The 18386-nt window shown below is 38.6% G+C and carries 19 protein-coding genes and 2 riboswitches; of the genes, 6 read left to right on the top strand and 13 right to left on the bottom strand.

Translation table 11 applies throughout. From position 1 onward, the window contains the following. Window positions 1–8 precede the first annotated feature (8 nt). Both ribE and AC1D0Y_RS09000 read right to left on the bottom strand, forming a co-directional pair. Window positions 9–668: a riboflavin synthase gene (gene ribE, locus AC1D0Y_RS09005; RefSeq protein WP_013056005.1), complete on the bottom strand. Its 660-nt coding sequence runs from the start codon at window positions 666–668 to the stop codon at window positions 9–11. 278 nt (window positions 669–946) lie between these two features. Next, window positions 947–1097, bottom strand: a riboswitch (FMN riboswitch). 107 nt (window positions 1098–1204) lie between these two features. Next, a complete protein-coding gene (locus tag AC1D0Y_RS09000) occupies window positions 1205–2239 on the bottom strand; it encodes a YkvI family membrane protein (protein ID WP_225049647.1) in 1035 nt (344 codons plus the stop codon). A gap of 344 nt (window positions 2240–2583) precedes the next feature. Next, window positions 2584–2690: riboswitch (SAM riboswitch) on the top strand. Between the two features lie 107 nt (window positions 2691–2797). Here AC1D0Y_RS09000 and AC1D0Y_RS08995 point away from each other — a divergent pair. From AC1D0Y_RS08995 to AC1D0Y_RS08985, 3 genes are all read left to right on the top strand, one after another. After that, window positions 2798–4636 (top strand): bifunctional homocysteine S-methyltransferase/methylenetetrahydrofolate reductase, encoded by a 1839-nt coding sequence (locus AC1D0Y_RS08995; protein WP_060746726.1) that lies wholly within the window; start codon window positions 2798–2800, stop codon window positions 4634–4636. Further along, window positions 4637–8080: a methionine synthase gene (gene metH / locus AC1D0Y_RS08990; RefSeq protein WP_028407914.1), complete on the top strand. Its 3444-nt coding sequence runs from the start codon at window positions 4637–4639 to the stop codon at window positions 8078–8080. It begins immediately after the preceding gene. 378 nt (window positions 8081–8458) lie between these two features. Next, a complete protein-coding gene (locus AC1D0Y_RS08985) occupies window positions 8459–9256 on the top strand; it encodes an HAD family hydrolase (protein ID WP_028407913.1) in 798 nt (265 codons plus the stop codon). A gap of 57 nt (window positions 9257–9313) precedes the next feature. Here AC1D0Y_RS08985 and AC1D0Y_RS08980 read toward each other — a convergent pair whose 3' ends face one another. From AC1D0Y_RS08980 to AC1D0Y_RS08960, 5 genes are all read right to left on the bottom strand, one after another. Continuing rightward, on the bottom strand, window positions 9314–9520 hold the full coding sequence (locus AC1D0Y_RS08980; protein ID WP_013055999.1) for a hypothetical protein: 207 nt from the start codon (window positions 9518–9520) through the stop codon (window positions 9314–9316). 48 nt (window positions 9521–9568) lie between these two features. Continuing rightward, window positions 9569–9832: a hypothetical protein gene (locus tag AC1D0Y_RS08975; protein WP_013055998.1), complete on the bottom strand. Its 264-nt coding sequence runs from the start codon at window positions 9830–9832 to the stop codon at window positions 9569–9571. A gap of 204 nt (window positions 9833–10036) precedes the next feature. After that, complete coding sequence (locus tag AC1D0Y_RS08970; protein ID WP_050689415.1) at window positions 10037–10411, bottom strand: cbb3-type cytochrome c oxidase subunit I; 375 nt, start codon at window positions 10409–10411, stop codon at window positions 10037–10039. A 176-nt stretch (window positions 10412–10587) separates the two neighbouring features. Beyond that, entirely contained in the window at window positions 10588–11886 is a 1299-nt protein-coding gene (locus tag AC1D0Y_RS08965; RefSeq protein WP_028407911.1) for an NCS2 family permease, read from the bottom strand. A 230-nt stretch (window positions 11887–12116) separates the two neighbouring features. Next, window positions 12117–12404 (bottom strand): hypothetical protein, encoded by a 288-nt coding sequence (locus AC1D0Y_RS08960; RefSeq protein WP_013055995.1) that lies wholly within the window; start codon window positions 12402–12404, stop codon window positions 12117–12119. 675 nt (window positions 12405–13079) lie between these two features. Between AC1D0Y_RS08960 and AC1D0Y_RS08955 the strand changes: the two genes are divergently transcribed. Further along, on the top strand, window positions 13080–13439 hold the full coding sequence (locus AC1D0Y_RS08955) for a YueI family protein (RefSeq protein ID WP_028407910.1): 360 nt from the start codon (window positions 13080–13082) through the stop codon (window positions 13437–13439). A 24-nt stretch (window positions 13440–13463) separates the two neighbouring features. Here AC1D0Y_RS08955 and AC1D0Y_RS08950 read toward each other — a convergent pair whose 3' ends face one another. The 4 genes from AC1D0Y_RS08950 to AC1D0Y_RS08935 all read right to left on the bottom strand — a co-directional run bounded on the left by AC1D0Y_RS08950 (window position 13464) and on the right by AC1D0Y_RS08935 (window position 16034). Continuing rightward, window positions 13464–14189, bottom strand: a complete 726-nt coding sequence (locus AC1D0Y_RS08950) for a cell wall hydrolase (protein WP_050689417.1) — start codon at window positions 14187–14189, stop codon at window positions 13464–13466. A gap of 313 nt (window positions 14190–14502) precedes the next feature. Further along, a complete protein-coding gene (locus tag AC1D0Y_RS08945; protein WP_013082248.1) occupies window positions 14503–14829 on the bottom strand; it encodes a hypothetical protein in 327 nt (108 codons plus the stop codon). A 147-nt stretch (window positions 14830–14976) separates the two neighbouring features. After that, the gene (locus AC1D0Y_RS08940; RefSeq protein WP_013055990.1) at window positions 14977–15171 is read right to left on the bottom strand and encodes a hypothetical protein; all 195 of its coding nucleotides are present in this window, start codon (window positions 15169–15171) and stop codon (window positions 14977–14979) included. A 17-nt stretch (window positions 15172–15188) separates the two neighbouring features. Continuing rightward, a complete protein-coding gene (locus AC1D0Y_RS08935; protein WP_081085295.1) occupies window positions 15189–16034 on the bottom strand; it encodes a patatin-like phospholipase family protein in 846 nt (281 codons plus the stop codon). A 307-nt stretch (window positions 16035–16341) separates the two neighbouring features. Here AC1D0Y_RS08935 and AC1D0Y_RS08930 point away from each other — a divergent pair, with 307 nt between their 5' ends. Both AC1D0Y_RS08930 and AC1D0Y_RS08925 read left to right on the top strand, forming a co-directional pair. Next, on the top strand, window positions 16342–16527 hold the full coding sequence (locus AC1D0Y_RS08930; protein WP_013082245.1) for a YkvS family protein: 186 nt from the start codon (window positions 16342–16344) through the stop codon (window positions 16525–16527). Window positions 16528–16843: 316 nt separating this feature from the next. Continuing rightward, entirely contained in the window at window positions 16844–17083 is a 240-nt protein-coding gene (locus tag AC1D0Y_RS08925; RefSeq protein WP_477707512.1) for a hypothetical protein, read from the top strand. A 33-nt stretch (window positions 17084–17116) separates the two neighbouring features. Here AC1D0Y_RS08925 and AC1D0Y_RS08920 read toward each other — a convergent pair whose 3' ends face one another. Together AC1D0Y_RS08920 and queF are read right to left on the bottom strand one after the other, a co-directional pair. After that, window positions 17117–17818 carry an NAD(P)H-binding protein gene (locus AC1D0Y_RS08920; protein WP_013055986.1) on the bottom strand — a complete coding sequence of 234 codons (702 nt, stop codon included), beginning with the start codon at window positions 17816–17818 and terminating at the stop codon, window positions 17117–17119. A 68-nt stretch (window positions 17819–17886) separates the two neighbouring features. Next, the gene (gene queF, locus AC1D0Y_RS08915; RefSeq protein WP_013082243.1) at window positions 17887–18384 is read right to left on the bottom strand and encodes a preQ(1) synthase; all 498 of its coding nucleotides are present in this window, start codon (window positions 18382–18384) and stop codon (window positions 17887–17889) included. Window positions 18385–18386: the final 2 nt, after the last annotated feature.

Here is an 18386-nt window from a genome sequence, read left to right as displayed (position 1 = left end):
CCTCACTGTTAATTTGTAAAACCATGCTGCTGCAATAAATCCTTCATGTTACCTGAACGATTCGAGGCGCCAGGAGTTGACTTATTTGTCATCATCTGATGCATATATTTAGCTAACATATCGCATTCAATATTCACTTTGTCTCCTCGCTGTTTGTCTCCTACGACTGTGTGAAGCACCGTATGGGGAATAAGAGAAATAGTAAATGATTGGTTGCTGACATCAAAAATAGTAAGACTTGTTCCGTCTACGGAAACAGATCCTTTTAACATCATAAATTCACGAAGTTCAGGATCGACTTGAATTTCATAATAAAAGGCATTTCCTTTGCGTGTTTTGCTTACAATGGTTCCAATTCCATCAACGTGTCCGCTAACGAAATGCCCTCCAAACCGGCCATTTGCAGCCATCGCCCGCTCTAAGTTAACACGTGATCCAACGGTTAGAAGCTGAAGGGTGCTTGCTTTAATCGTCTCCGGCATGACATCGACCGTAAATTCATTTTGAGAGTAAGCCGTTACGGTTAAACACACGCCGTTAACTGAAATACTGTCCCCTAAGTTCACATCTTCTAACACGGTCTTCGCATCAATCGTAAGAACAATTGCTTCTGTGGCCTTTTGAATACGTTTTATTTTTCCAATTTCTTCAATGATACCCGTGAACATTTTCTTCACCTGCCTTGGCGCTATTCCAACTTCTTATACCGTTTTGAAATAGCAGCTGCTTTTTTTTCATATTTATCTTTCCCCCAACCACTGAAAATAAAAAAGCCCCTTGAACAAATGTCCAAAGGGTCGGCTGAGCTGAATCAGTTTTATCTATGCAAAATTCCGCTAATTGTATACGAAATAAACAGTTATATTTTGTGTATAAAAACAAGGGTAGCTTTAAAAAAGGCGAGCGTGTCCCTTATTAATTCAACACAAAAAAACAACTGTGCTTCCTGATCCTTCTCCCATCCAGACTTTTACTGTCGGCTCTAGATTTTAACTAGATCCACCGCTAACATACATCGTATGAAAACGGGTCACGGGCTTAAAAGCATACGCTTTATCACCGCCGGTTGGGACTTACACCCGACCCCGAAGGATAATATATTCGACTGCTAGAGTCTTATTTGTTTTACATTATAGCAAAGTAAAATCGACTTGTCACATCATTTAACTTCGTTTTTTCACATCTATTCTTTAAAATCCAGCTTTTAGCTTATTTTTTCTTTTTTAATACATAGCATCCATACAAAAGCTAGTCCAATATAGCCAAATATCGGATACAAAAACTCAAGAAGCTGGGCATATCCGAATTGCCCAATAATAAAGCAAGCCAAGATAATAAATGCAAAAGCTTGTTTGTCATTCAGGGGAAGAAATGACTGAATCTGCTTAGCGATTCCAAATACATTTCCAATCAATGTAGTAAAAATCTCGCCTAACACAACTACCGTAAATAAAACATTCACCCACGCTGAGATATTTTTAACAACGGCACTCATCGGAATATCAAGTTGAAATGAATAAGGCAAATTGGAAAGGGCAAGATGAGTAGAAACAAGCATAAACGTAAGTACACATCCTCCTATTACGGCCCCTTTTTTAATCACGCTCCTATCTTTTACGGAGCTTCCTAATGGAACTAAAACAGCCTGAGCCAAAGCTAGATTTAGGGAAATATATAAAAAGGGACTAACCGCCCACTTCCACTGCGTGACGAGCGTTAAATCCGGCTTCGTTTGAATCAGTGAGAAATAGCTGATATTTGGCACAAAGATGATAAAAGCAAATGAAAGCATCATCGGCACAACAAGAGAATTAACCATTAAAATACCGTTAATTCCTTTGGCGATAAATATATAAGTTAAAACAATTGTAAAAATCATCCCAACAGGAGGCCATAGCCCGAACTGTTCTTTTCCTATTGCTCCCGTACTCGCTAGCATGACTGAAGTTACTCCAAATAAAATGACAATCATTACACCGTTTACCGCTTTTCCAAGCACATCACCAAATAAATATGTATTAAGCTGCTGATAAGAAGAAGCCCCAATTGCGTGCGAAAGCAGCATCATTTTCGAACCTAGCCAAATAAAAAACAAGCCGCTGACCAAAATCCCGACCATTCCAAGTTCCCCGTACTGTGTAAAAAATTGAACTATTTCCTTGCCTGTTGCAAAACCGGCTCCTACAACAGTGCCTACATACGTAGCAGCAACCTGCAGCGTGAGTTTCCACCTTTTCATGCCCATCACCCTTCTACCCTTCATAGTTCACTATATGTAGAAACGGTAAAAAAAAGACGAGCCTTTTTACGTGTAAATCTACGCATATCCCAGCGCTTGTGCCTTTTCGTTTATTTTTTCTTTTTCATTTTCTTTTTGTATTTTTCACAAAAAACTCCTTAACCCCTAACATAACAGTCATTTTCAAACAAAATATACGGATATTTTCCCTTTAGCTTTTAAATTTTCCTCAATATTTGCTGGAAATTCACAATTTACTGTTGTATAATTTCTAAAAATCAGATAAATTATTAAATAAGTATTCTTTCTATTTAAAAAAATATGTTTCAATTATATACAATTGATTCTTATCATGAGAGGTGGAGGGACTGGCCCTTTGAAACCTCAGCAACCAGTCGTTAGAGACATGGTGCTAAATCCAGCAAGCAATTTATTGCTTGGAAGATAAGAAGGCGAAAAAAGTCTTCTTCTTAAGAAGACTTTTTCTATTTTATCGGCATATTGCATAAAACGAATCAATCGTGAAATAGAAGCGGAACAATTTAAGGAGGTTTTGACATGGGGTTACTTGAAGATTTAAAGTCTAAAATTTTAATTGGGGATGGTGCCACTGGTACCCTCCTTTACTCACACGGTATTGACAGCTGTTTTGAAGAACTAAACATCACCAAACCAGAAGAGGTTTCTCGTATTCACAGAGCCTATGTAGAAGCTGGTGCAAACGTTATTCAAACAAATACGTACGCTGCTAATTATCAAAAACTTGCCCGTTATGGATTAGAAGATTCAGTCAAAGACATCAATGTTGCTGGTGTAAAATTAGCGAAACAAGCTGCAAAAGATCAGGCTTACGTGGTTGGTACACTCGGCGGAATTCGTTCTTTCCAAAAAAACGCTATTAGTTTAGAAGAAGTTAAGCGAAGCATTCGTGAACAAATGTTTTGGCTTTTAAATGAAGGCGTGGATGGCCTTTTGTTTGAAACATACTATGATTTCGAAGAATTAAAAACCGTTCTTACACTGGCAAGAAAAGAAACGGATAAGCCTATTATTACCCACGTTTCCCTGCATGATATTGGCGTACTGCAAGATGGGCGTCCTTTAGCAGATGCATTAAAAGAATTAGAAGACTTAGGAGCAGATGTTGTCGGGCTAAACTGCCGTTTAGGTCCTTATCATATGATTCAGTCTCTTGAAGAAGTACCGCTTCCTGATCGTGCTTTCTTATCTGCTTACCCTAATGCCAGCCTTCCGGCGTATGTGGAAGGAAAGCTGGAGTATGAAACGAATGAAGACTACTTTGTAGAAAGCGCACGTTTATTCCGCGAACAAGGGGTTCGCTTAATTGGAGGATGCTGCGGTACAACACCAGCTCACGTACGCGCAATGTCATCTGCCTTAAAAGACCTGCCTCCGATTACAAGCAAAGTCGTTAAAATGAGACCAGCCGTTACGGTTCAAGAGCGTGAGCAGCAGGATAAACCTCATATGCATGAAATTGTGAAGAAGCGCCGCTCGGTTATCGTCGAGCTAGATCCGCCTAAACAGCTGGGTCCGACGAAATTTTTAGAAGGTGCAAAAGCACTCGATAAAGTCGGCGTAGATGCTATTACATTAGCTGATAATTCTCTTGCCTCACCTCGCATCAGCAACTTGGCAATGGCAACACTGATGCAGCAAGAAACAAAAGCACGACCGCTTATTCATATTACCTGTCGCGATCGAAATTTAATTGGACTTCAATCTCATTTAATGGGACTTCATACGCTAGGAATGAATCAAGTGCTTGCAATTACCGGTGATCCGTCAAAAGTTGGCGATTTCCCTGGCGCCACTTCTGTCTACGATTTATCTTCATTTGACTTGATTAGTTTAATCGCTCAGTTTAATGAAGGACTATCTTATTCCGGCAAACCGCTTGGTCAAAAAACCAATTTTTCCATCGCGGCTGCCTTTAACCCAAACGTGCGTCACTTAGACCGAGCCGTTCAGCGTTTGGAAAAGAAAATCGATTGCGGGGCTCACTATTTCATTACTCAGCCTCTCTATTCAACTAAGCAAATTGAAGAGGTATATGAAGCAACCAAACATTTAACAACACCGGTATACATCGGGATCATGCCGTTAACAAGCGCGAGAAACGCTCGATTTATTCACCATGAAGTACCTGGAATTAAATTATCAGAAGATATTCTAGAACGCATGGACACAACGGGAAATGACCGGATTCGCGGTGAAGTCGAAGGCCTTGCCATTGCAAAAAACTTAATTGATACAGCATATGAGCTATTTGACGGTATTTACTTAATTACGCCGTTTATGCGCTATGAAATGACTGAAATTCTAACACGCTATATTCATGACAAGCAACTTGTTACATCAGAAAGGAAGATATAAATGAGCTCACTTATCGAACAACAACTAAAGAAGCGAATACTCGTCATCGATGGAGCAATGGGAACGATGATTCAAGATGCTGATTTAACCGCTGAAGATTTCGGCGGCGAAGAATATGAAGGCTGCAACGAATATTTGACTCGAACAGCGCCTCATGTCATTCAACGCATTCATGAAGAGTACTTTGCAGCAGGTGCTGACATCATTGAAACCAATACGTTTGGCTCAACATCTACCGTACTTGATGAATACGATTTAGGTCACTTGGCGTATGAATTGAATATCGAAGCTGTGAAGCTTGCTTGTGCAGCCCGCGATAAATATTCAACTCCCGAATGGCCTAGGTTCGTAGCTGGAGCTATCGGTCCTACCACTAAAACTCTCTCTGTTACCGGAGGTATTACATTCCCTGAGTTAGTAGAATCGTACGAAGAGCAAGCTCGAGGTTTGTTAGACGGCGGCGTTGACTTGCTTTTAGTCGAAACCTGTCAAGACATGCTGAACGTAAAAGCCGCATTTCTAGGCATTACAGCGGCGTTTGAAAAACTCAAAACCGAAGTTCCTATTATGATTTCAGGAACAATTGAGCCGATGGGAACAACTCTCGCTGGTCAAGATATCGAATCTTTTTACTTATCACTGGAACACATGAAGCCTCTTTCAGTCGGACTTAACTGCGCAACAGGCCCTGAATTTATGACGGATCATATTCGCTCTCTTTCAGACCTAGCCACTTCAGCAGTTAGCTGTTATCCAAACGCTGGACTTCCGGATGAAGAAGGCAATTATCATGAATCTCCTGAGCTGCTTGCTCAAAAAATTAAAGGGTTTGCTGATAAAGGCTGGCTGAACTTTGTAGGCGGATGCTGCGGTACAACACCTGCTCATATTAAAGCACTGGCTGAAGCGGTAAAAGAGGTTGCTCCTCGTTCGCTTGATCGCTCCGAGCATAACCATGCTGTAACCGGTATTGAACCACTTGTATATGATGATTCTATGCGCCCTCTTTTTGTGGGAGAACGTACGAATGTAATCGGTTCTCGCAAGTTCAAGCGTCTGATTGCGGAAGGAAAAATTGAAGAAGCATCTGAAATTGCGCGTGCTCAAGTTAAAAATGGTGCTCACGTTATTGATATTTGCTTAGCAGATCCGGACCGTGAAGAAATGGAAGACATGGAGGAGTTTATTCAAGAAGTTGTAAAAAAAGTGAAGGTTCCTCTTGTAATCGATTCAACCGACGAGAAAGTTATTGAAAAAGCTTTAACGTACTCGCAAGGTAAGGTCATTATTAACTCCATTAACTTAGAAGATGGTGAAGAGCGTTTTGATGCAATCTTACCGCTAGTAAAAAAATTCGGTGCAGCTCTGGTTGTCGGTACAATCGATGAAACAGGCATGGCCGTTACTGCAGAACGAAAAGTAGAGATTGCAAAACGCTCACATGATTTACTTGTTGAAAAACATGGCTTTAATCCAAAAGATATTATTTTTGACCCTCTTGTGTTTCCTGTAGGGACTGGTGATGAACAATATATTGGTTCTGCTGAAGAAACAGTTAAAGGAATTAAAATGATTAAAGAAGCCCTGCCTGATTGCCTGACCATTCTTGGCGTAAGTAACGTGTCATTCGGTCTTCCTCCAGTCGGACGTGAAGTACTAAATGCGGTTTACCTTTATCACTGTACGCAGGCTGGACTGGATTATGCCATTGTTAATACAGAAAAATTAGAACGCTATGCTTCTATTCCAGAAGCTGAAATTGAGCTTGCTAATGCGTTATTATTTAACACAACTGATGAAACGTTAAGCACGTTTACCGACTTTTATCGTGATAAAAAGAAAGAAGCAAAAGTAGAAATTTCTACGCTAACACTCGAAGAACGATTGGCAATGTATATTGTTGAAGGGACAAAAGAAGGATTGCTTCCTGATTTAGAACAAGCTTTAGCTCAATATGATGATCCGTTAGATATTATTAACGGACCGCTTATGAAGGGGATGGCGGAAGTTGGACGTTTGTTTAATGACAACCAGCTGATTGTAGCAGAAGTGCTTCAAAGTGCGGAAGTTATGAAAGCATCCGTTGCCTTTTTAGAACCTCATATGGAAGCAACTGAAAATGATTCTGGAAAAGGCAAAGTGATTCTTGCAACGGTTAAAGGCGACGTGCACGATATCGGTAAAAACTTAGTAGACATCATTTTAAGCAACAACGGTTTTAAAGTAATTGATTTAGGGATTAAAGTAACGCCACAGCAGCTGATTGAAGCAGTAAAAGAAGAAAAGCCAGACATCATTGGCCTGTCAGGTCTTCTAGTAAAGTCAGCTCAGCAAATGGTTTTAACTGCCCAAGATTTAACACAATCAAGCATTGATGTTCCAATTATGGTAGGAGGCGCTGCCCTTTCCCGTAAATTTACTGACTTTAAAATTGCCCCGGAATATGAAGGTGCGGTCCTCTACGCCAAAGATGCGATGGACGGATTAGCGTTAGCAAATAAGCTGCAGAACAAAGAAGAAGTTATTCAGCTTTTAGCAGATTTAAAAACGCGGCAAGAAAAGAAAGTAACAGTTCGAGAACGCCAGCCTCAAACCGCTCAAGCAGCTACCGCTGTTTTAGAAAGATCCGCCATTTCAACGGACGCTCCTGTTTTTGTACCGGCTGATTTAAAGCGGCACGTTGTCAAACACTACGATTTGGCACAGGTTCTTCCGTATATTAACTGGCAGATGCTTTTAGGCCATCACTTAGGACTAAAAGGAAAAGTGAATAAGCTGCTTGCTGAAAAAGACGAGCGTGCTGTTCAATTAAAAGAAACCGTTGATGACCTGCTCGAACTGGCACTAAAAGAAAACTTAATTAAGCCAGCGGTTATTTATCAGTTCTTCCCTGCTCAAGCAGACGGAAATGATTTAATTATTTATGATCCTGCTGATGAGAAAACAGAAATTGAACGCTTTACCTTCCCTCGGCAAGCAAAAGGACAGTTCCTGTGCTTATCTGATTTTGCAAAGCCTAAAGAAAAAGAGATGGACTATGTATGTTTCTTCTCTGTAACAGCAGGAACAGGCATTCGCGAACGCGCGGCGAAATTCAAAGAAAACGGCGAGTTTTTAAAGAGTCACGTATTCCAAGCTCTTGCGCTTGAACTAGCTGAAGGATTAGCAGAACGTGTTCATCAGCAAATTCGTGACCGCTGGGGATTCCCTGATTCGCCTGACTTTACAATGGCGGAGCGTTTTTCAGCCAAATACCAAGGTCAGCGTTTTTCATTTGGATATCCTGCATGTCCAGACCTTGAAGACCAAGCAAAACTGTTTAAATTACTTAAACCTGAAGACATCGGCATTCAGTTAACAGACGGTTTCATGATGGAACCAGAAGCTTCTGTTACAGCCCTTGTTTTTGCACATCCTGAAGCGAAATATTTTAACGTATTGTAAAATATGGCCGCGGTCTTTTAGACCGCGGCTGTTTTTTTACAGTGAACAAACCTGAAAAAAAGGCTGCGACAAATGAATTGTAGCTGAAGAAAGATCCGAACGGTAAATCCAGATTCTTAATTGAGAATCAACTGCGTTCGGATTTTTTTCATTGTGATCGTGAACTGGATTTCATGTAGCTGTTTCTAGCTGTTTGAAGGGTAAAGCGAAGACTCCTGCGGAAAAAATTGATGTAGTTATGTCTTAATCTCTTTGAATTCACCGCCGGTTTGAGCTTTTTTTATGAGTTTCTTGGGAAACACTGATAGAATAAGGAATGTAATAAATTTGTAACGCTCTTATCACAGCAAATTTTTTAGGGAAAGGAATTTTCAAGAAATGATTAAGTTATTTGTAAGCGATTTAGATGGCACTCTTTTACACGAAGAAAAATACGTAGAACAGCATAATGCAGACGCACTTAGTGAACTTCAGCGCCAAGGAGTAGAGGTTTGTCTTGCTTCGGGACGAATGGATGCGGAAATTTTAAAGATTTCTACTGATATTAATAATACATTTCATCGCATAAGCCAAAACGGAGGATTTGTGTGGACTAAAGAAAATCAAGAACTTCATGGAAAAGTGTTTGAAGATGATTTAGCGGCTCAACTTTATAAAAAAACGATAGATCCTAACCGTATTACACTTGTCTGTTCAAACGACACGAATTATGTAGAGCAGCGAAATGAAATTATTGAAGCGATTGAAACTCACATGTTTTTCCCTATCGAAGAACAAATTAAAATGACGGATTCATTTGGTCACGCTCTTTCTCCATCTAAAATCACGGTTCTTGGAGATCATGATGAAATGGTAGCTCTGCAAAAAGAAGTGAACGAAGAGTTTGGTGATTATATTGATACATATATTTCTGCCAAGCAGTGTTTGGATATTATGCCTAAACATATCAGCAAAGGAAATGCCATTGAAATTTTATTAAATCATCTTCAGCTAAAACCAGAGGAAATTGCATGTGTGGGGGATTCATTTAATGATATTCCTATGTTTCAATTAACGCCGAACAGTTTCGCTATGGCTACAGCTCCTGAAGCTGTTCAGCGCCATGCCTCTGCTGTTGTGTCATCTGTTAGTGAAGCAGCGGGTATTGTTTTAGAAAAAAATAAGCAAACCATCTAAAAAAAGCGGTCAACGTTTAAATTGACCGCTTTTATCTATTTAATAAGAAAACGGTAGTTATTTTTTCCGTAAAGAACGAAAAAATTCACCTAAGCTTTTTTGCTTTCCATCTGCATGCTCTCCGTGATTAACCAAGCTGCTGATTCTTTCTCGTCGAACAACAACCATAATAAGAGTGGCAAAAAAGATAATGGAAACGGCAATGACAACCAGTGCAAGAACGGATGCTACAATAGCTTCAGAAGTCGTTAGTGACGATAGCATCTGCCTCGTACACCTCCATTTCGTTTGTGGCGAAAAGGAGCCTAGCAATTAGAAATGCAAATAATCTTTTTTCTCAGCTTGATGCATGTTATTATACACCATTTTCATTTTAGAAGCTGTAGCTTTTAAAGACGTAGAAGAATCCACATCTTCGGCTAACATAATATTTACTAAGTCAACCACAGAACGAGACAACAACTCTACATTATTTTGCAACTCTAATTCGTCATAAGTTGTACGGTCTTGAAGACGAAGTCGAATAATTTCATTTGCTAGCTCCCTAACACGCACTAATTGTTGATGTTCTCCCATAGTATCTCCGCCGCAAGAAACTTATAATCAGCCCTTTTATTGGCTTTTATAAGAGCTAGAAATCCCTGCAGCTTACCCCTCCTTATAAAGATGCCTAGCACACCTTTATGTAAATCACTCTTTCACCTTGTTTACATGTATATTCGCTATAGCTGGTTCTTTTTCCTTTTGAAATTAGCAGCCGGCGTCACCGACCTTCTTCGTTTATCGTTCAGATTTCAAATTTTTAAGGATGTGATATACGAAAATTAAAACGCCAATAGCCGTAAGTGTTGCTCCTGCTGCCACTACGGGGGTAAAAGCTTGGTTTTCTAGTACGATCATGAAAAATAAACCAATCATCATGACCGGTAATCCTATATTATGCAACCATACGTGCAGTTTGGCTAATTTACTTTCGCTAAACGCAGGAAATAAATAATAAATAAGTCCCGCTAACGTAAGCGATGTCCATCCTAATAAATTGATGTGCACGTGAACAGGTGTCAAAGCGTAGCTGTGAACAATTGACATATAATACCCCAATATGATGCCAATTCCAAAATAAACGGCTGATATTTTAATTAATTTAATTCCCATCATTTTCTCCCCCCCTTATATTCCCCTCCGACTTCTGTACTACTTTACGCAGGAAACGTCATTTTAGAAGCGGCAGATTAGCCAAAGGACACGAAATACGGAGTATGATATCTAAAAAGAGGATTCTTTACCGCAAACACAAAAAACAGCTGAGAAAAAATACTCAGCTGTCTATTTTAAGCAATATAATGCAGCACAAAATTCAAGAAAAACAACAGCGCGCTTACATACATAAACATCGATACTTCACGCATTTTACCAAGGAATAATTTAAGCAGTGGATACGCAATGAACCCAAATGCAATTCCATCAGCAATGCTGTACGTAAGAGGAATAAGCGCAATAATTAAAAATGCAGGGAAACCTTCTGTTAAGTCCTGTAAATTGATGTTTTTGATATTTTGAATCATCAATGCTCCAATAACAATGAGAATAGGTGCAATAGCACTATCTGGAACCAGCTTGATAAATGGAATAAACAGAAGTGAACTTAAAAATAAAACTCCTGTAATCAGCGATGTTAAACCCGTTCGCCCTCCTGCTGCAATACCAGATGCTCCTTCTACAGAAGACACCGTTGGACTTGTTCCAAACACGCCGCTTAGCAAAGCTGAGGCGGCTGTTGCTTGAAAGGCCCGCGGAAATTTGCCATCTTGATTCATCATACCTAGCTGACCATGCAGCAAACCGATATTTTCAAAAATCAATACCATTGTTAATGAAAAGACAGCTGCCCAAAACGCAACGTCTCCAATAGCTCCAAAAGACAATGTGCCAAAGCTGCTAAAGAAGTCGTTCACGCTCCCAGCGGACTGTCCTTTTTCTGCACCGCTTCTTACACCAAGTAAGAAGGCAAGGACTGATCCGGCAATCATGCTTAACAAAAAGTTACCTTTCACATTTCGGATAAATAGTACGATTGTGATAATTAACGTCAACAGCGTACTGATCACAAACGGATCTGACAAGTCTCCAAGTGCTACAAAAGTGTTTTCGCTTGGAACTACAAGCTTCCCTTTTTGCAAACCGATAAATGTTAAAAATAAGCCAACACCGACTGTTATCGCTTCTTTTAGCGAATGCGGAATCGAAGAGACAATTTTGGCAGACAGTCGTGAAAAAGCTAATGCTATAAAAAGAAAGCCGGATATCACTACTGCTAATAACCCTTCTTGCCAAGATAACCCCATTGATTGAACCATCGTATACGTAAACAATGCATTAATCCCCATACCTGGCACCAGAATAAGAGGCGCATTTGCCCAAAAAGCCATAATAACACAGCCTACAAAAGCCGAAGCTACTGTTGCGAATATTCCTGCTTCCAGCGGAATACCGGCATCAGACAAAATGGTTGAATTAACAGCAATAATATACACGATGGAAAGAAATGAAATGACCCCAGCTAAACTTTCTTTTCCAACAGTTGTTTGGTGGTCGTTTAAACGAAACAACTTTTCAAATAATGCGTTCAATCTAATTTCCTTCTTTTCATCTATCCCTCGCCCACCCAGTGGCCAAAAATGCCACCGAAGTTATTATAGCAAAATCAACAATTGTTGCAAGGAAAACTTGTCTCCTTTAGCTTAAGCGTTCATTCCTTATTTAAAACTGTTATCATTTTCTAAACGTAACGTCTTGCATTCATTCTATATACACCTTGGACTGGACATAATAAAAGAGCGCTTTATCAGCGCTCATTGTTTTAATAATAATAAGGATAATATGGTGGGTACGGCGGATAATATGGTGCTGGATAACCGTAATAACCTGGACCTCCTAATGCACTTCCAAGAACTAATCCTCCAAGAAATGGAGCTCCAAAGCCCCAACCCCACGGGCGACCAAAGCCAAAGCCGAACCCCGGACGGCCGAAGCCAAAACCAGGACGACCGAAACCAAAACCCGGGCGACCGAAACCGAATCCTGGACGACCAAAGCCTCCAAAACCACCGAATGGTCTTCTTATGTCATTAATATCAAATTCTTGCATGATACATGCCTCCTCAAATTATATTTCATTCTCTTTATTACATATGTTATTCACCTACCTCTTGCATAGGCGATCGCCTCTTTTTTTGTGATTTCTTAAAAAATATTCCTTTTCTACCACCTCGTTAGGATTAAACAAGCGTAGAGACATATATTTTTTAAGGCTTTGAAACATACTACATGTAACTTATGTAAAATAAGAGAGATGAAACGAGGAATGGACCTTTGTAATTTCCAGCACCTGCTGCAATAAGGAATAAACATAATATGAACGCATAAAAAGAACGCTCAACAAAAATGTTGACCGTTCTTCTTACGAAAATACATAGCGATTTTTTATTAATTTATCTGACCCTTTGCTTGACCGTATATGCCCTAAAGCTATATAATCCCCTTTTTATACAATGCGCTTTGAACATAAAATCATAGGAGCGTCTCCCCAAACGCTGCTATGTATGTATATCTGTAATCGCTTACAAACCTTTAATAAAAAACCGATAGGATTTTCTATCTATTTACATTAAACAATATTTTAGGCTAAATTTCAACACATTTTTTGTTTTTCTTTGTACTCAGCAAAAAAACAGGTGATATAGCACAGTGATTTTCCTTTTTTCCTCTCCCTTTTACTTATAGCCATAATCGTTTATAGTTTATAACGAAAGGAAGTGACGCAATGTCTGATCAACTAGAAGAATACTTAGAACGAGGAATGTACGGAGCAAAGGAAACAAAAAGAGACGAAAGAAGATATTTCTTAACTGCTCTACGTGAGAATATTGAACTTGCGCTAAAAAAAGGGCAAGTCATGAAAAAAGATGCAGTAAAAATAAAGCCTCTTTTAAAAAAAGTGAAAGACGGTCATTTGTTTTTAAATGGCTCCTTGTCTTACTCATACCTCTCCCCCTATATTCAAGCGGCTAACGAACATAAAGTGCCTTTTACTATCGTTCAGAACTTAGAAGCTGATACCGATATTGGTCTGGTTTTAACAGGTTCTGAAGGCAGTTTGGAACGAGATATTTTTTTAGACTAAAAAAAGAGCCATAACGGCTCTTTTTTATTTAGCAAATACATGATGATCAATTGTTTTAATTACAGCACGTGAACGAATCCAGTTATCGGTAGCTGTTTTTGGATTATAAAAGTAAATGGAATCGTCTAAACGATCTTTTCTAGTCAATGCTTGCTCTACTGCTTTTTTCGAATCTTCTGAAGCAGGTTTGTTAATTGATCCGTTTTGGACCGGTGAAAAAGCGTATGCTTTTCCGACAACTTGTTTAATAACTCCTGTTACCGTATCTGGAAACTTCGGAGAATCTACACGGTTTAACACCACTGTTGCTACCCCTACTTTTCCTTCATATGATTCGCCTTTTGCTTCAGCTTCTACTAAGCGCGCTAATAAATCTTTTTCACTTGCTGAAATCGAAACTGCAGGTGTTTGCTGTTCCGTCGGTTTGGCTTCTGGTTTCGGTTCCGGTTTTGGTTCTGACTTGGCTGTATTAGCCGGTGCTGCCGTTGAAGGTTCCGTTGTTTCAGCAGCCAGCACTTTTGTCTTACTCGGAATCGCTAATGTTTCACCAATATAAATCATATCTCCTTGACGATTGTTTAATTTTTTAATATCGTCAATTGTTACACTATATCTTTTACCTAACTTCCAAAGACTATCGCCTTTGACTACTTTATAATTAGTTGCAGCCGTAGCTGTTGCATTAAAACCTATAAATGAAAGAGTAGCTAAACAAGCTACTACCATTGATTTCATATAACTATGTTTCATAGGTAATACCTCCTGAAATTTCGTATGGTATTACTCTATCATAGCTATATAGGGGTTTCACCGAACGATTCAATTACATTTCTTTAAGTTTGATGAACAAAATTACGTTCGGAACACAATTATGACATTGTACCTTGTTTTTTGTCATAATCACGGTAATTTTTCTGAAATACAGGTATATTTTCCCGGTTTTTTTTCAGTTTAATCAGAAATTTCTTCATTTGTTTTTCCCTTATAATTCTTATGATAAACATTTAAATTCATCTACTTTTACACAAAAGAGCTGAATGTTGTAATCAACATTCAGCTCTTTTTAATCTTCGATCTCAATTTCTACAACATCATAGAAATCAATCACTAGCTTAGCACCCGTATCATCCATAAACGTAAAGACGTCTTGATCATCTGATAAATGTATCACGTATCCGGTCAACTGCTGTTCACTGTTGTCGTAAACAGTAGTAATTAGAATTTTTTTATGATCTACATATGCTTCTTCTAATAACGAATGGAGGTCATAGTCCCCGTCATCTTCGGGCCGGTTCGTTAACAGCATCCCATAAGTCGTCATTCCATTTTTATCTTTCCATATATGATCTGCAAAATAAAAAGGTGCTGTACTTTTTCGAAACTCATCCATAATATCCCTCCTATAACTAAACACGTTTATTCGCTCTTACCGTACGTTACTAAATAAACGCACAAGCACTTGTAACAGTATATTCTCTACTGTACAGGCTCATACATCCATTATATAAGGCATAATCAAATAATGCCATCATTTCGTTTAGCTCCTAGGAATTTCTAGATACGTATAGGTAAAATCCCCACCGCGTCCAGCTATTCCACGAAAATGTTTGAAATCAGGGCGATTTACTAAAAAAGGGCGAAAGGCAAGAAAGTCTTCTTTTTTAACTTTAATTTCGGTTACTTTTCCTTCACTTAACTCATTCAACATGTTTATTGCTGTTTGTTCATCCATTCAGTTTCACCTCGCTTTTAACTGTTCAGCCAATTTTGCAGAGATGCAAATTGAGCTTCAGCTTCTTTATATCCTTGGTTGTAAAGAGCGTCAAGACGCTCACGATTCTTCTCAATTCTCCCTACTACAAGAGGGGTTTGCGGACGAATCACAAAGATATTCCCCTGTCTTTCCTGTTCTTCAATATATGACAATGTTTCGTTATACAATTTATAGCGGTTCTCAAGCGCACGAGTCAGCCCATCATAATGACGATATTGGCGCTTCAATAACCAAAGCATATTTGATTTCTTTTTTCGATATCCTTCGTTTCGCGTTAGCACAACAATATTTTTTCTATATCCATCCTGCACTGCTTTTTTGATTGGAATCGGATCACTGATTCCTCCGTCTAACAGCTCTTTTCCTTTATATGTAACGACAGGTGCTAAAAATGGAAGGGAACTAGAAGCGCGAACCGCTGTCAAAATGTCCCGGCCATACTCATCAAAATAAACGGGTTCTCCAGTCACACAGTCCGTTGCTCCTACTACAAGCTTCTCTGTACGCTCAGCAAATGCCTCAAAGTCAAATGGAAGAAGCTGATTAGGAATTTCATCAAAAACGAAATCCATTCCAAATATCTCTTTTGTTTTAAAATAATTTTTCCACGACAAGTAGCGAGGATCTTCTAAAAAATCTAAATTAGCTTTGCGACTTCTTCCTATTTGTCTAGATAAATAAGAAGTGGCATGACAAGCGCCGGCTGAAACGCCAATTACATACGGAAGGTACAGATTTCTTTCCATAAAGTAATCTAAAACTCCAGTTGTATAAAGGCCTCTCATACCGCCTCCTTCGAGCACGAGTCCAGTATCTTTCAATTTCTACACCTTCTAATTCTTATAATTTATGACAAGTTTATACCTCGTTTATTATAACGAAAGATGCACAAAGATGGAACTGTCCTGCTTCTCTCTTTCATTAAAGCTACCAATTCCTTTTATTTCTCAGCACATTTTACTTATTTTTTCAATTTTATTTTATATTTTTTCAAAAAACTCTTTACTAATTCCCAGTTTTAAGGCAAAATTGTAAAAAAGAAAACGCTAACTAGTTTTACTATTTTTAAAATTAAAATTATTTAAAAAATTTATAATGAACTAATTTAAAACAAAGGAGCGATAAATCATGAAAATAGCAGAGGTAGGAAACTTGATAGAATTTAAAAATGGCTTACAGGGCATTGTTGAAAAAGTAAATGAAAACTCCGTGATTGTAGATTTGACTTACATGACAAACTACCGCGATTTAGACTTAGAACAGCGAACTGTTGTCAACCACAAAAACTACATCATCATTAATCCAGCTATGTAAAGGAAAAAAGCAGCCGGAAAGCAAAAGCGGTTGCTTTTTTATTGGTTTTGAAAGAATTGATTCTTTTGTTCTTCTGTAATAATCCCCAGCTTATACATGAGGTAAATATACTGTTGCACCTTAACATCCTTCGAATTTTTTTTCACTGTACTCCCTCTTTTCTAAAATGTTTCTTTATACAATAATATATGGCTGAGATAAAAAAAGTTTCCTTAAAGAAACAAAAACAGGCCCCATTTTTTCTTGAAAGGGGCTTATTTTCGTGTGACAATAAGAACAAGCTACTACTATCTTCTTACCGAAAGGAATTACTAGCATGTTTGATACTGTATTGTTTATCGTTGCTCTTATTGTCATTCTTTTTTTCATCGTGCAGTTCGTTTTTAAACGCAAACAAACTTCAAATAAAAAAACATCCGTTGAACCCATGAATTATGCCGAAGAAGATTCTAACTCCTACACAAGCTGGAGTGAATCTGCTTCTAACCACGATCATGATGGTGATGGAGATGGAGATAGCGGTGGAGATGGAGATGCGGATAGTGACGGAAGATAGAAAAAAAGCCCCTTCTTATGAAGAGGCTTTTCTTTATTTTGATAATACTCGCTTGCCGTTGGTAAACGAATAATAGCATTCACCTGTATAAATGTCTTGGCTTTCATGTACATGAACGCCACATTTATCTTCAAGAGCAGCTTTCATCATCGATTTGGCTACGTTATACGCTTTAATTGGACGATACTTTCTCCACTTTCCTACAAGGCAAAATGAACACGACTTTAACGTGTATCCCCCAATCTTTTCAAATAGGCGAAACTCTTGACGCTTCCCTAATAATAAGGATGGGCGGAAAAAGTGAGTAGAACGGATATACAAGCTTGCGATATCTTCTTCTACTTGCCCCTTTACTTTACTGTAAAAGAATGGCGAACGAAGATCAGCACCAATTGCTGTGATCGTTAAAAAGTTTTTGCAGCGATATTTTTCTGCACATTTAGCCGCTTTTAAAGGAAATTCGTAGTCCACTTTAATGAATTTCGCTTTTGTTTTTGCTTTTTTCATTGTCGTGCCTAAACAGCAATACACATCATCAACTGCAAAGCATTCTTCGTGCTTATCAAGCTCTGAAAAATCAATTTCAAGCTGACGTAGCTTTGTGTGTTCGATTGGTAGCTTTTTTCGAACAAACACTGTCACATGGTTATATAAGCTGTTGCTTAATAACATTTTTAAAAGTTCTTGACCAACAAGTCCGCTTGCACCTAATACTAATGCTGATCTCTGTGACATTCTTTCACCTTCTCACCTGTTGTTTTTGCAATGGAAAACAGGTTGCATACACAACCTGTTTGTTCGAATTAACGATTATCAATTGTTTCTGGGTATAAATCATGATTCATCAGGCGATAATTAGCCATTTCTTCATACTTCGTACCGGGACGGCCATAGTTTGTATATGGATCAATTGAAATCCCGCCGCGTGGTGTGAATTTTCCCCATACTTCAATATATCTTGGATTCATCAGTTTAATTAAGTCATTCATAATAATGTTCATACAGTCTTCATGGAAATCTCCATGGTTACGGAAGCTGAACAAATAAAGCTTTAACGACTTGCTTTCTACCATTTTTTCATCTGGAATGTAACTAATATAAATGGTTGCGAAATCCGGCTGACCTGTTTTTGGACATAAGCTCGTAAATTCCGGACAGTTGAATTTCACAAAATAATCACGATTTGGATGTTTGTTATCAAATGCTTCTAGAATCTCTGGTGCATATTCAAACAAATAGTTTGTTCCTTGATTTCCAAGGAGTGATACACCTTCTAATTCTTCATCTTTTCGACCGCTCATTT

This window comes from Priestia sp. P1_B12_1, from assembly GCF_056406695.1.
This window is presented reverse-complemented; position numbering and strand designations above follow the sequence as displayed.

Bases quoted from the DNA above. Each gene is read 5' to 3' on its own strand.
- ribE (WP_013056005.1), bottom strand. From the start codon at position 668: ATGTTCACGGGTATCATTGAAGAAATTGGAAAAATAAAACGTATTCAA.
- AC1D0Y_RS09000 (WP_225049647.1), bottom strand. From the start codon at position 2,239: ATGAAAAGGTGGAAACTCACGCTGCAGGTTGCTGCTACGTATGTAGGC.
- AC1D0Y_RS08995 (WP_060746726.1), top strand. From the start codon at position 2,798: ATGGGGTTACTTGAAGATTTAAAGTCTAAAATTTTAATTGGGGATGGT.
- metH (WP_028407914.1), top strand. From the start codon at position 4,637: ATGAGCTCACTTATCGAACAACAACTAAAGAAGCGAATACTCGTCATC.
- AC1D0Y_RS08985 (WP_028407913.1), top strand. From the start codon at position 8,459: ATGATTAAGTTATTTGTAAGCGATTTAGATGGCACTCTTTTACACGAA.
- AC1D0Y_RS08980 (WP_013055999.1), bottom strand. From the start codon at position 9,520: ATGCTATCGTCACTAACGACTTCTGAAGCTATTGTAGCATCCGTTCTT.
- AC1D0Y_RS08975 (WP_013055998.1), bottom strand. From the start codon at position 9,832: ATGGGAGAACATCAACAATTAGTGCGTGTTAGGGAGCTAGCAAATGAA.
- AC1D0Y_RS08970 (WP_050689415.1), bottom strand. From the start codon at position 10,411: ATGGGAATTAAATTAATTAAAATATCAGCCGTTTATTTTGGAATTGGC.
- AC1D0Y_RS08960 (WP_013055995.1), bottom strand. From the start codon at position 12,404: ATGCAAGAATTTGATATTAATGACATAAGAAGACCATTCGGTGGTTTT.
- AC1D0Y_RS08955 (WP_028407910.1), top strand. From the start codon at position 13,080: ATGTCTGATCAACTAGAAGAATACTTAGAACGAGGAATGTACGGAGCA.
- AC1D0Y_RS08950 (WP_050689417.1), bottom strand. From the start codon at position 14,189: ATGAAACATAGTTATATGAAATCAATGGTAGTAGCTTGTTTAGCTACT.
- AC1D0Y_RS08945 (WP_013082248.1), bottom strand. From the start codon at position 14,829: ATGGATGAGTTTCGAAAAAGTACAGCACCTTTTTATTTTGCAGATCAT.
- AC1D0Y_RS08940 (WP_013055990.1), bottom strand. From the start codon at position 15,171: ATGGATGAACAAACAGCAATAAACATGTTGAATGAGTTAAGTGAAGGA.
- AC1D0Y_RS08930 (WP_013082245.1), top strand. From the start codon at position 16,342: ATGAAAATAGCAGAGGTAGGAAACTTGATAGAATTTAAAAATGGCTTA.
- AC1D0Y_RS08925 (WP_477707512.1), top strand. From the start codon at position 16,844: ATGTTTGATACTGTATTGTTTATCGTTGCTCTTATTGTCATTCTTTTT.
- AC1D0Y_RS08920 (WP_013055986.1), bottom strand. From the start codon at position 17,818: ATGTCACAGAGATCAGCATTAGTATTAGGTGCAAGCGGACTTGTTGGT.
- queF (WP_013082243.1), bottom strand. From the start codon at position 18,384: ATGAGCGGTCGAAAAGATGAAGAATTAGAAGGTGTATCACTCCTTGGA.